Source organism: Clostridium sp. Ade.TY (genome assembly GCF_000498355.1).
Classification (GTDB): Bacteria; Bacillota; Clostridia; order Clostridiales; family Clostridiaceae; genus Clostridium.
The window spans coordinates 43,459-56,604 of sequence record NZ_AVSV01000026.1 but is presented as its reverse complement, the minus strand read 5'-3'; the positions used below and the strand labels follow the sequence as shown (position 1 = coordinate 56,604).

Annotated in this window: 10 protein-coding genes, 1 riboswitch and 1 other annotated feature; of the genes, 4 read left to right on the top strand and 6 right to left on the bottom strand. The window is 27.9% G+C overall.

Going from position 1 to position 13,146, the window contains the following annotated elements; translation table 11 throughout:
• The first annotated feature begins 62 nt into the window (after positions 1-62).
• Positions 63-2,702 carry a cation-translocating P-type ATPase gene (locus O212_RS0109685; protein ID WP_024614911.1) on the top strand — a complete coding sequence of 880 codons (2,640 nt, stop codon included), beginning with the start codon at positions 63-65 and terminating at the stop codon, positions 2,700-2,702.
• 39 nt (positions 2,703-2,741) lie between these two features.
• Here the strand turns inward: O212_RS0109685 and O212_RS0109680 are convergent, their stop codons facing one another.
• From O212_RS0109680 to O212_RS16045, 4 genes are all read right to left on the bottom strand, one after another.
• On the bottom strand, positions 2,742-4,118 hold the full coding sequence (locus O212_RS0109680) for an aldehyde dehydrogenase (RefSeq protein ID WP_024614910.1): 1,377 nt from the start codon (positions 4,116-4,118) through the stop codon (positions 2,742-2,744).
• Positions 4,119-4,144: 26 nt separating this feature from the next.
• Complete coding sequence (locus O212_RS0109675; protein WP_024614909.1) at positions 4,145-4,876, bottom strand: DUF3298 and DUF4163 domain-containing protein; 732 nt, start codon at positions 4,874-4,876, stop codon at positions 4,145-4,147.
• 209 nt (positions 4,877-5,085) lie between these two features.
• Positions 5,086-5,973: a 23S rRNA pseudouridine(2604) synthase RluF gene (gene rluF / locus O212_RS0109670; protein ID WP_024614908.1), complete on the bottom strand. Its 888-nt coding sequence runs from the start codon at positions 5,971-5,973 to the stop codon at positions 5,086-5,088.
• An 11-nt stretch (positions 5,974-5,984) separates the two neighbouring features.
• On the bottom strand, positions 5,985-7,133 hold the full coding sequence (locus tag O212_RS16045; protein ID WP_024614907.1) for an anti-sigma factor domain-containing protein: 1,149 nt from the start codon (positions 7,131-7,133) through the stop codon (positions 5,985-5,987).
• Positions 7,134-7,416: 283 nt separating this feature from the next.
• Here O212_RS16045 and ispF point away from each other — a divergent pair, with 283 nt between their 5' ends.
• On the top strand, positions 7,417-7,890 hold the full coding sequence (ispF, locus tag O212_RS0109660) for a 2-C-methyl-D-erythritol 2,4-cyclodiphosphate synthase (protein ID WP_024614906.1): 474 nt from the start codon (positions 7,417-7,419) through the stop codon (positions 7,888-7,890).
• 41 nt (positions 7,891-7,931) lie between these two features.
• On the opposite strand, the gene O212_RS0109655 is transcribed toward ispF, so the two are convergent.
• Together O212_RS0109655 and O212_RS0109650 are read right to left on the bottom strand one after the other, a co-directional pair.
• Complete coding sequence (locus tag O212_RS0109655) at positions 7,932-9,242, bottom strand: Na+/H+ antiporter NhaC family protein (protein ID WP_024614905.1); 1,311 nt, start codon at positions 9,240-9,242, stop codon at positions 7,932-7,934.
• Between the two features lie 81 nt (positions 9,243-9,323).
• Positions 9,324-9,493: riboswitch (SAM riboswitch) on the bottom strand.
• Between the two features lie 136 nt (positions 9,494-9,629).
• Positions 9,630-10,304 (bottom strand): hypothetical protein, encoded by a 675-nt coding sequence (locus tag O212_RS0109650; protein ID WP_024614904.1) that lies wholly within the window; start codon positions 10,302-10,304, stop codon positions 9,630-9,632.
• A gap of 170 nt (positions 10,305-10,474) precedes the next feature.
• Here O212_RS0109650 and O212_RS0109645 point away from each other — a divergent pair, with 170 nt between their 5' ends.
• The gene (locus O212_RS0109645) at positions 10,475-10,879 is read left to right on the top strand and encodes an HNH endonuclease signature motif containing protein (RefSeq protein WP_024614903.1); all 405 of its coding nucleotides are present in this window, start codon (positions 10,475-10,477) and stop codon (positions 10,877-10,879) included.
• Positions 10,880-10,919: 40 nt separating this feature from the next.
• Positions 10,920-11,128, top strand: a binding site (T-box leader).
• Between the two features lie 74 nt (positions 11,129-11,202).
• Positions 11,203-13,134: a threonine--tRNA ligase gene (gene thrS, locus O212_RS0109640; protein WP_024614902.1), complete on the top strand. Its 1,932-nt coding sequence runs from the start codon at positions 11,203-11,205 to the stop codon at positions 13,132-13,134.
• Positions 13,135-13,146 lie beyond the last annotated feature (12 nt).

The window sequence follows — 13,146 nt, the reverse complement described above, 5'->3', positions numbered from 1 at the left end:
ATGATTTATATTAAAAGTCTCTTTTTTATACTGAATATTCTATTTTGAAAGGAGAAATTTTAATGAAACAATTTTTTAATAAGTCAACTGACGATGTGCTTAAAAATTTTGGTACAACAAAAGAAGGCTTAACAGATAGTGAAGTTAAAGCTAAAAGAGAAACATATGGTGAAAATGCTTTAAATGAAAAAAAGAAAAAAAGTACTGTTCAAGTTTTCTTTGAACAATTTAAAGACTTGCTTGTTATAATCCTTATAATTGCAGGTGTTGTATCTATGGCTACTGGCAATATTGAAAGTACAATAGTAATATTTGCAGTTATTATTTTAAATGCAATACTTGGAACTGTTCAACACGTTAAAGCAGAGCAATCTTTAAATAGTTTAAAAGCTTTATCTGCCCCTAATGCAAAAGTTCTTAGAAATGGAACTAAGATTGAAGTTCCTTCAAAGGATATAGTTCCTGGAGATATTTTAATTTTAGAAGCTGGAGATTTAGTTGTTGCTGACGGTAGAATTATTGAAAACTACTCTCTTCAAGTTAATGAAAGTGCTCTAACTGGAGAATCTGAAAGTGTTACTAAAACTGCTGATTGTATAGATAAGGACGAGCTTGCTTTAGGAGATCAAAAAAATATGGTTTTCTCTAGTTCATTAGTTACTTATGGACGTGCTTTAGTCGTTGTTACTGCTACTGGAATGAATTCTGAACTTGGTAAAATTGCTACACTTATGGAGCAAACTCAAGAAAAGAAAACTCCATTACAAATTAGTTTAGATGACTTTTCAAAGAAATTAGCAATAATAATACTTATTATTTGTGCTATAGTCTTTGGTTTAAGTGTTTACAGAAATACTCCAATACTTGATTCATTAATGTTTGCTGTTGCTCTTGCTGTTGCTGCTATACCAGAAGCTCTTAGCTCAATAGTTACAATAGTACTAGCTATAGGTACTCAAAAAATGGCAAAAGAACATGCAATTATTAAATCACTTAAAGCTGTTGAAGGATTAGGTTCTGTTTCAATTATTTGTTCTGATAAAACTGGTACTTTAACACAAAACAAAATGACTACTAAACAAATTTATGTTGATGGAAAGCTTATTCCTTCAGAAAAACTTGATTTATCAAATGAAGTAGAACAATATCTTTTAAATGGTGCTGTTTTATGTAATGATTCAACATCTATAGATGGACAAGAGTTAGGTGATCCAACTGAAGTTGCTTTAGTAAATCTTGCTCACTTATATAATTTAAAAGAAACTGATATAAGATCAGAATTTGAAAGATTAAAAGAATTACCTTTTGATTCTGATAGAAAGCTTATGAGTACGGTACATGAAATTGGTGGCAATACTATAATGTTTACTAAAGGTGCTGTAGATGTGCTTTTAAATAGAATTACTTCTATTAAAACTTCAAATGCTGTAAAACCTATAACCGAAGAAGATAAGCAAAATATAATAGATACTAATATGGAACTTTCTCAAAATGGTTTAAGAGTTTTAGCTTTTGCTTACAGAGAACTTCCTGAAGTTCGTGATTTAACTTTAGAAGATGAAGATAATTATATATTCTTAGGATTAATATCAATGATTGATCCTCCAAGAGAGGAATCTGCTGCAGCTGTTAAAGATTGTATAACTGCTGGTATAAAACCAATTATGATTACAGGAGACCATAAAATTACTGCTTCTGCAATTGCAAAACAAATTGGTATATTACAAGACGGTGATATGGCTGTTACAGGACTTGAACTTGATAAAATGGATGATGAAGAATTATCAAGAAAACTTGATCATATATCTGTATATGCAAGAGTTTCACCAGAGCATAAAATCAGAATAGTTAATGCTTGGCAAACTAAAGGCAATATAGTTGCAATGACTGGTGATGGTGTTAATGATGCTCCTGCACTTAAACAAGCTGATATAGGTATTGCAATGGGAATTACAGGAACTGAAGTATCAAAGGATGCTGCATCTATGATACTTACTGATGATAACTTTGCAACTATAGTTAAAGCTGTTACAAACGGAAGAAATGTTTATGCAAACATAAAGAACTCAATTAAGTTCTTACTATCTGGTAATACTTCTGGTATACTAGCTGTACTTTATGCATCAATAATGGCACTTCCAGTACCATTTATGCCAGTTCATTTATTATTTATTAACCTTTTAACTGATAGTTTACCAGCTATTGCAATTGGTGTAGAAAATCCAACTAAAGATCTTCTAAAGGAAAAACCAAGAAATAGTAAAGAATCTATATTAACTAAAACTTTTATTACTGATATAGCTATAGAAGGTTTAATCATTGCTATATTTACTATAATTTCTTTCCATATCGGACTTGAGTCTAGTGCTGCTGTTGGTGCTACAATGGCATTCTCAACATTATGTTTAGCTAGATTATTCCATGGATTTAACTGTCGTAGTAAATCTTCAATATTTAAACTTGGTTTAACTACTAATAAATATAGTATATATGCATTTTTAACAGGTGCTATTCTTTTAAACTTAGTTTTATTTGTTAAGCCATTACAAAAGCTATTTGAAATAGCTCCACTTAATGGAACCCAAATAGGATTTATTTATCTTTTAGCTTTCTTACCTACAGTTATAATACAAGGTATTAAAGTGTTTAAAGAATCTTTCTCAAAAGATTCAAAAGAAGAAAGTAAAGAAGCTACTATATAATTTTAAAAAAACTCCAATCTATAAAGATTGGAGTTTTTTTTATTTCATAAGTTTTTTAACTAATTTAATCTTATCTTTAAAAGGTGCAAATCTAAATGGAAGTTCCATAAATGTTCCTCTATGAACTACTGATTTTCTATGAGTAAAAGTTTCAAAACTTGCCTTTCCATGATATTCTCCAATCCCACTATTTCCCACTCCTCCAAAAGGAAGATATATTGATGCAACTTGAAGTACAGTATCATTTATTGTAGCACCACCTGATGTTGTATTTGTAATTATATTATTTATTTTATTTTTATCTTCTGAAAAATAATAAAGTGCTAATGGCTTTTCTCTATTATTTATAAACTCTATAACATAATTTAAATCATCAAACTCAAGAATTGGGAAAATAGGTCCAAATATTTCATTAGTCATTATACTACTATTTTTATCAATATTAACTAATATAGTAGGCTCTACAAATCTATCCTTTATGTCAAACTTTCCTCCATAATATATATGTCCATCATTTAAATATAAACTTAATCTTTTAACATCATCTTCTCTTATTATTCTTGGATATTCAGAATTATTTTCAATATTTTCACCATACTGCTCTTTTATTTCCGAAACTAATAATTTTAAAAATTCATCTTTTATATCTTTATGTACAAAGAAATAATCTGGTGCTACACAAGTTTGTCCTGCATTTAATAGTTTTCCCCAAACTATCCTTTTTGCACTTAATTTTAAATTTGCATCTTTATCTATAATACATGGACTTTTACCACCCAGTTCTAATGTAACTGGTGTTAAATTTTTAGCTGCGGCTTCCATTACAATTTTTCCAACCGAAACACTACCAGTAAAAAATATATAATCAAATCTAAGAGACAATAATTCTGATACTGTTTCTTTTCCGCCTTCTGGTTCAACAACTTTTATATATCTTTCATCAAAATTTTCATTTATAATTTTTTCTAAAAGTTTTGCTGTATATTTTGATCTTTCAGATGGTTTTATAATTGCACAGTTTCCACCTGCTATTGCTCCAATTAATGGTGCTATTGTTAATTGAAATGGATAATTAAAAGGACCTATTATTAAAGAAACTCCATAAGGCTCTTTATAAACATAAGCTTTACTTGGGAAATAAATTATTGAACTTTTTTTTCTTTCTCTTTTACTCCACTTTCTTAATCCTTTTATCATAGTATTTATTTCTTCATATACAATTCCAAGCTCAGTTGAATATCCTTCAAAATAACATTTATTTAAATCTTTTTTTAAAGCCTCTAATATTTTGTTTTCATTATTTTTTAAAACTATTTTTAATTTTTTTAATTTATCAATTCTAAAATCAACATCTAAAGTCTTTTTACTTTTATAAAACTCTTTTTGTTTAATTAAAATATTTTCTAAATCCCCCATCCTATTTTCACCTCTATTTTTTTACTTTATTTAATTTTACCATATAAAAAATTACCATCAAATTTTTGTATAGGTATATTAAACTCTGGTATTCCTGAGGCGTATGGTGCTATTTCATATTGCCCATAATATATAACTAAATTATCTCCATTTATATAAAACTTAACTTCATCATTTATTCCATTAAAACCTTCTAAACCTTCAAAATATTTTTCTTTATTAGCATCTACTTGCTTCTTAATCTCTTTATCTATAAAAGATTTATAATCATATCCATTTTTAAATAAATTTTTTATTTTTAATTTATTTCCATTTTTAACATCTAAAGTGTATGCTCTTCTAGTTGTAAGTCCATGTGCTCCACCTGTAAATTGATAATAATCTATATAAAAGCTTAATAAATCATCTCTTTCTAAGGTAACAAAAAACTTTGAAAATAATTCATACTTCATGTTGCATATATACCCTGATTTTTTATAATCTTCTAATATACTTTTTACATCATTAATCCAATTATCCGTCCACCATTTTATTTCATTGTTTATTAATTTTAATGTATTTGGTATCAATTGTGGATAACTAACATTTACTTCTATACACTCATTATTTTCATTTATTTTATTTTCAATAATAAATTTATTATTTTCTAACTGATTAGTATCCCCAAAAGAAGTTATCCACATACCCTGTGCAAAGTTTGTGATTAAAAAACTTATTAACATTACTGCTGAAGCCTTTATTATCCTTAATTTCTTCATATCAAATACTCCTTTTTTTCTACATAATATACTTTAAAATGTATCTTTTTATTAGTATTCTTCAAAATTCAATAAATTATCTACAGTTATATCAACAACTTTATCACAAGTTATCCACAGGCATTTGTGGACAATGTTAGTAATATTTTGAATTTATATAAATATTTAAAAAATTAATACTTATTTAAACCTACAAAAAAGAAGTAGATTTATAAATCTACTTCCTTTGTCTTCTTAGACTGTTGTATTAAATTATTTATTCCTTGAAGTTCTTTCTTGGATAAATCTCTCCATTCTCCAACTTTAAGATCATCTAAATTTACATTCATAATTCTAATTCTTTTAAGTTTAACAACTTCATACCCTAAAGCTTCACTCATTCTTCTTATCTGTCTATTCATCCCTTGAGTTAAAATAATCCTAAATGTTTTATCTCCCTCTTTTTTAACAAAACATTTTTTAGTAACTGTTCCAAGTATTCTTACTCCATTACCCATCCTTTTTATGAAATCATCAGTTATAGGCTTATCAACAGTTACTATATATTCTTTTTCATGGTTATTTCCAGCTCTTAATATTTTATTTACTATATCTCCATCATTAGTTAGCATTATTAATCCTTGAGAATCTTTATCTAATCTTCCTATTGGAAATATTCTTTTATTATGATTTACAAAGTCAACAATATTACCCTTTACTTTTTTCTCAGTAGTACATGTTATTCCAACTGGTTTATTAAGAATAATATAAACTAATTCTTCTTCTTTTGATATAACTTTACCATTAACCCTAACAACCTGACCTTTAGAAACCTTAACTCCCATTGTTGCTACTTTACCATCAACAGTTACTTTTCCATTCTCTATAAGTTTATCTGCTTCTCTTCTTGAACATATGCCAGTTTCACTTATATATTTATTTAATCTGATTTCTTCTCCTCTATCTAAATGTTTTATAACATTTTTAGTATCTTCTTTTGTAATACTTTTCTTCTTAGATTTTTTAATAGACTCATTAATAGTTCTATTTTTTTTATTTTTATTGAAATTATTATTTTTTCTTACATTATTTCTGTTGTTAGTTTTTTTTGTTTTCATTTTTTATTCCTCTATTTTTCAGCTTGTTGATTATATAAATTTCTCTCATTTCCAACATTATTTATAGTTAAATCTATTTTATTCTCAACTACATATTTTCTTGTATTTTCTAAAGTTCCATACTCTAAAGGTTCTCCAGTTACAGTAACTAAAACACCTTTCTCTGGTAACATTCCATTTTCTTTTGAATATTTTAAAATACCTTCAAGTGTTTTATCAAATTTTGCATGATTTAACTTTAAACTATTAATCATATCTTCTCCTTTATCAGTTGGAGAATATGCCTCTATTACATTATTAAAACAATTAAGTTCTATCTTAACTTTTGATGTAGTATTTATAAGGATAGTTCTATCTACTGTATTATATTTATAAGTAAATACTCCTCCAGCTATAGCCAATGCTATTAAAGCTATGACAATAAATGGTTTGAAGTCTTTCATTCTCTTTTTGGATTTAGCGCTAACCTCTTCACCAATAGACATTCCATCCTCTTTATAAACTTTACAAACCTGCCCTAAACTAGTCAATATAAGAGCACTTTTTTTGAATATTTTTAAAACTATACCTCTCTCTGTATTAACTTTCTCAGCTTCATTATTTTCTTCTTTATGATTTACTTCTATAACTTCTTCTTTATTTCCATCTTTATTTTCGCCATTATCTTTTTTTTCTATTATAAGTTTTTCAATTACAATTTTTTTATTTTTATTATTTTTTCTTTCTTTAAGAGCTACTACATTTTTATGTTTATCTTCTTCTTTTACTTCTTCAATGGCTAAATAATCTTGCAAGTATTTATAATTAGGATTTGAAAAAATAATAGTATACGCTATTATATAATCGCTCCATTCTATTAACTTTTTCTTATGCCTTTTCACCTTTTTTGATAACATATTAAATGGTATTTTTTTATGACTATTAATATAGTCCAAAAGTTCAACTTGCTCCACTATAAAAAAAGCAATATTTAATATTAAATTTAGTTCATTTTCACTCGGAACATAAGTAAATAAATCTTTAATTAAAATATTATAAGAAAAAAGTTCTTCCTCAAATTTTAAAATTTCTTCTTTTCTAAGTTCGTTTACATTATTACTTATCTCTACTAAATTTGGAGTAGTTGAGAATTTATATTTATTCTTATCAAATATATCCAACTTACAATTCTCCCCTTTTAACAAATGGTTTTTAAACCCTTGTTATTATATATCTTTATCTATATTAATTATACATAAATACCTGTTGTTTTTAAATGAATTTGATGATTTATTATCATATTTTGTAATATATTCTATAAACTATATTTATTTTTCAACTTATAAAAATATTATTATATAAATTAATTTTAAATATAACTATAAAGTTATATTTTCCCTTTACTTCTTTATGATATTCTTTTATGTTAAACTTATAAAAGAAATATTAAAGAGGTGATTATATATGCGTATAGGTTTAGGTTATGATGTCCATCGTTTAGTAGAAAATAGAGATTTAATACTTGGTGGAGTAAATATTCCTTACGAACTTGGATTGCTTGGTCATTCTGATGCAGATGTACTAGTTCATGCTATAATGGATTCTCTACTTGGAGCAACAGCTCTTGGTGATATAGGAACACACTTTCCAGACACTGATCCAAAATATAAAGGAATCTCAAGCATAAAACTATTATCAGAAGTAGGTAAGCTTTTAGATAAAAATGGCTATGAAATAAATAATATAGATTCAACAATAATTGCTCAAAAACCAAAAATGGCACCACATATAGAAGAAATGAGAAAAAACATAGCAAAAGCTTTAAATATCGATTTTGATATGATTAATGTAAAAGCTACAACTGAAGAAGGACTTGGCTTTACAGGCGAAGGTCTTGGAATATCATCACAAAGCATATGCTTAGTTAGTTTAAAATAATTAAAAGAACACTATTTTTAAAATAGTGTTCTTTTTTCAACTTAATTTTCATTCTCTATATTTTTCTCTTTATTTCTTGCCCAATATATAAATATTGCTATTACAGCTGATATACCCATAAGATATGGATAATATAAATAACCCATTATTTGAAATGCAGATACTCCTGCAAGTGATGATGCTGATATAAGCTGAGCTCCATATGGAATTATTCCCTGGAATGCACATGAGAACATGTCCATAATTCCTGCAACTCTCTTTGGTTCTAAGTCAAATTCATCCGATATATTTTTAGCAATTGGTCCAACTGTTACTATTGCAATTGTATTATTTGCTGTACATACATCAACTAAACTTGTAAGAGCTGCTATTCCAAATTCTGCACCTCTCTTTGTCTTAAATCTTTTCATACCTTTATGAAGTATATATTCTATTCCACCATTATATTCAATAAGTGCTATCATTCCTGATATTAATAAAGAAATAATTATAAGTTCACTCATTCCACTAATACCTGTAGCTACATTTTGAAATAATCCAATTATATCAAAACTTGAAGTAAATATTCCGATAATACCAGCCAATATTATACCTGATGATAAAACAAAAATAACATTTACGCCTAAAAGTGCTGCTACTAAAACTCCTATATATGGAACTATTTTTATGATGCTATATTCATAATTTCCTAAATTAAATCCTTCAACTCCACTTGTTATAACGGCAAAAAGAATTGCTGTAATTATTGCTGCTGGAAGTACTATTTTAAAGTTCATTCTAAACTTATCTCTCATATCACAGCCTTGAGTTCTTGTTGCTGCAATTGTTGTATCTGATATTATAGACAAATTATCCCCAAACATTGCTCCACTCACAACAGCTCCAACCACTAAAGCTACTGCAATTCCAGTTTTTTCTGATATTCCAATTGCAATTGGAACTAATGCAACTATAGTTCCCATTGAAGTACCTACTGAAAGTGCTATAAAACAAGCTACTATAAATATTCCTGAAACTAAAAGATTTGGAGGTAACACTGAAAGGCCTAAGTTTACTGTTGAATCAACAGCTCCCATTGCTTTTGCAATACTTGCAAATGCTCCCGCTAATATAAAAATTAAAATCATTAATATTATATTTGGATTGCCTGCACCTTTACAAAAAATATGCAATCTTTCATCAAAGCTAATTTTATTATTCATAACTAAAGCTGTAACTGCTGCAATTAAAAATGGAATTATTACAGAAACAGCATAAAAATCTTTTGCTACTAAAGATATTGAAACATACGATACTATAAAGACCAATAAAGGTAACAATGCCCATATACTACCTATTTTATTATTTTTCAAATTAAAAATCCCCTTTCATTTTTGAGTATTAAAAAAAGCTTCTGATAGAAATCAGAAGCTTTATAAATCCTATATAAACACCACTTATCTATCAGTTTTTAACTGCTGGAATTAGCACCACACCAAATAATTTAGAGCATAACAAAATCACAATATAAAATTAATTACATTGAAAATTTAAGTCTCTCCTATACTATTTAATAGGTTGCCGGGTTTCATAGGGCCAGTCCCTCCACCACTCTTGATAAGACTTTATTTAATTTTAATTCATTGTAACAAGTATTAACCTTTTATGTCAACACATTTTTCACTTTTTAAACTACCATTTAATACCTTTAAACAAAATAAAATATAGGATAAAACTAAGTTTCATCCTATATTTTTTATTTATAATACTTCAGTTAGTTTATCCAATATAATTTTTCTGAATATATTAGAAGCCTCTTTATCATGTGAAATTTTATGTGATATTTCAACAAAATCTTCAGTTGAAATACCAATAGTATTTTTAAATTCTTCACTTTTCCCAGTCATACTTACTGAATCCTTTATAAATTCTGCTAGATCTGAAGCTTTTTTAAATACTTTTATATACAAGAACTTACTATTATCCCCAAGCCAAACTTTATTAAATTTTCTTCCAAATTTTATAAGTTCACTTAAAATTTCATCTTCTGGCTTATCCCACATATAATTTAGTTCATCATATTCTTGTTTCATCTTCTCCGCTTCTTCTTTTGTTATTTTTCCCTTTAATCGTAAATCAGAAATTAATTCCTTTGTCGGTAATGCAGGTACTTTCATAATTAATTTTTTTGTTCCATTTGCCCAATTATAAAAAGCTTTTTGCATAAATGAATGTTGAAGATATCCTAAAAGAACTCTAGGATTTGGAAAATATGAGTATAAGCTTTCGATTCCATTCTTATCGGAAAATATAAGTGCATGTATGTATACAGACTTTGAATTTGGCATTTCATGCGTGAATGCATGCCCTCTCACAGCATTGCAATCATTTACATTTTTGCCCCAAAAGCTAAATGAATTGTAATTATCTTTCATAAATATCACCTTTCCTCATAAACCTCAATATACTATACTATAAAGCATATACTATACACTATACTCTATATAGTATAGTATACTACTTTTTGTTGTTTCTATTCTTGATTTTTACCAATTTTTATATTAATATTCTGTAAACTATATAAAATTCTAAGGAGGTTAATCATTTGTATTTTTGTGAAATATGCAATAAAAAAGCCGATATACACCACATTGTTCATAAAAGTGAGGGAGGATTTGATATAGAGCTAAACTATATATATTTATGTCCCGAACATCATCGTGGAAAAAAAGGGCCCCATCATTGTATAAAGACAGATATACTCTATAAAATTAATTTTCAAAAAAAATTATACAAGCTATTACCTAAAAGATTTTATTCATTTAAGGAACTTTGTATAATACTAAATGCATCAACTAATATAATAAAGCGCTTAACAAAAAGCTTAAAATTATACAAAGAAGGCTATAAAAAAGAGGAAATTATTTTTATATTGATGGGAAAAGCATATTATTCTGAAGAATTAATAGAAAATATAGAAATTGAAGAACTTTGTGAAAGCATTTATTGACATCTTAAAATTGTATGATTATAATTAATATAAATTAATATTAAACACATTGATGAGAAGAGTAAGTTAATCACTTATATTCAGAGAGAAGGTACATTAGCTGTAAGTACTTTTATATAAGCTTAACCGAAGACTACCTCGGAGTGGCTCTAATCCAGCCCGTCATTGTCACGTTACGACATGCTAAAGTGACTCTTTATTTTAAGAGTAACTAGAGTGGAACCACGGATATTATACTTCGTCTCTATATTTTGAGACGAAGTTTTTTTAATTTAGAAACTAAATTTAAGTTTAAAATAAATTTCAGAAAGGAGTTTTTTAAAATGGTTAAAATCACTTTAAAAGATGGATCAGTTAAAGAATTTGAAAATGGTGTATCAGTATTAGAAATAGCAAAAAGTATTAGTGAAGGTCTTGCAAGAAATACATTTTGCGCTAAGATTGATGGAAAAGTAGTTGACTTACGTCATCCAGTAAACGAAGATTGCGAGCTTGAACTTTGCACTTTTGACTCACAAGAAGGAAAAGATGCTTTAAGACATACAGCTTCTCACGTATTAGCTTATGCTGTAAAAAGACTATTCCCAGATGCAAAAATTGCTATAGGACCAGCAATAGAAAATGGATTCTATTATGACTTCGATAAAGAAGGTTCTTTCTCAACAGAAGACTTAGCTAAAATCGAAGCTGAAATGAAAAAAATAATTAAAGAAAACCCAGAAATAGAAAGATTTGAACTTCCAAGAAATGAAGCTTTAGAACTTATGAAGGATGAACCTTACAAAGTTGAACTTATAAATGATTTAGATGAAAATGAAGTAATATCATTCTACAAAATTGGAGATTTCACTGACCTTTGTGCAGGTCCACACATAATGTCACTTAAACCAATGAAAGCAATAAAATTATTAAGAGGTGCTGGAGCTTATTGGAAAGGCGACGAAAATAACAAAATGCTTTCAAGAATCTACGGAACTGCATTCTTAAAAAATAAAGACTTAGAAGCTCATCTTGAAGCTATGGAAGAAGCTAAAAAGAGAGACCATAACAAACTTGGTAGAGAATTAAAATTATTCACTACTGATGAAAATGTAGGTCAAGGACTTCCTCTATTAATGCCAAAAGGAGCTAGAATAGTTCAAACTCTTCAAAGATGGGTTGAAGATGAAGAAGAAAAGAGAGGTTACGTTTTAACTAAAACTCCTCTAATGGCAAAGAGTGACCTTTATAAAGTTTCAGGACACTGGGATCACTATAAAGATGGTATGTTTGTTTTAGGAGATGAAGAAAAGGATGCTGAAGTATTTGCTTTAAGACCTATGACTTGCCCATTCCAATATGCAATTTATAACTCAGAGCAACACAGCTATAGAGATCTTCCTGTAAGATTCGCCGAAACTTCAACTCTATTTAGAAACGAATCATCAGGAGAAATGCACGGACTTATAAGAGTTAGACAATTTACTTTAGCTGATGGTCATATTGTATGTACTCCTGAACAATTAGAAGAAGAATTTAAAGGTGTTGTAAGTTTAATTGATTACATAATGAACACATTAGGAATTGATGGAGATATCTCTTACAGATTCTCAAAATGGGATCCAAACAACACTGAAAAATATATAAATAATCCAGAAGCTTGGGAAAATACTCAAGATATAATGAGAAATATATTAGATCATTTAAATATAGATTATGTTGAAGCTGATGACGAAGCTGCATTCTATGGACCAAAACTTGATATTCAATTTAAGAATGTACATGGAAAAGAAGATACAATAATAACTGTACAAATAGATTTCGCTTTAGCCGAAAGATTTGATATGACTTATATTGATAAAGATGGCGAAAAGAAACGTCCATATATCATCCATAGATCATCAATCGGATGTTATGAAAGAACTTTAGCAATGCTTATAGAAAAATATGCTGGAGCATTCCCAACTTGGCTTGCACCAGTTCAAGCAAAAGTTCTTCCACTATCAGATAAGTACAATGATTACGCTGAAAAAATCGTTAGAGATTTAAGAAATAATGGTGTAAGAGTTGAAGGAGACTATAGAGCTGAAAAACTTGGTTACAAGATTAGAGAAGCTAGACTTGAAAGAACTCCTTATATTCTAGTTGTTGGTGAAAAAGAAGCTGAAAACAATACTGTTTCAGTAAGAAGCAGAAAAAATGATGATGAAGGTTCACTAGACTTTGAAAGCTTCAAAGCTAGATTACTTTCAGAAATCGCAAATAAAGAAAGATAATTTAATTAAAAA

Excerpts from the sequence above, each read along its gene's own strand:
- O212_RS0109650 (WP_024614904.1), bottom strand. The coding sequence starts at position 10,304 with ATGAAAGATAATTACAATTCATTTAGCTTTTGGGGCAAAAATGTAAAT.
- O212_RS0109675 (WP_024614909.1), bottom strand. The coding sequence starts at position 4,876 with ATGAAGAAATTAAGGATAATAAAGGCTTCAGCAGTAATGTTAATAAGT.
- rluF (WP_024614908.1), bottom strand. The coding sequence starts at position 5,973 with ATGAAAACAAAAAAAACTAACAACAGAAATAATGTAAGAAAAAATAAT.
- thrS (WP_024614902.1), top strand. The coding sequence starts at position 11,203 with ATGGTTAAAATCACTTTAAAAGATGGATCAGTTAAAGAATTTGAAAAT.
- O212_RS0109680 (WP_024614910.1), bottom strand. The coding sequence starts at position 4,118 with ATGGGGGATTTAGAAAATATTTTAATTAAACAAAAAGAGTTTTATAAA.
- O212_RS0109685 (WP_024614911.1), top strand. The coding sequence starts at position 63 with ATGAAACAATTTTTTAATAAGTCAACTGACGATGTGCTTAAAAATTTT.
- ispF (WP_024614906.1), top strand. The coding sequence starts at position 7,417 with ATGCGTATAGGTTTAGGTTATGATGTCCATCGTTTAGTAGAAAATAGA.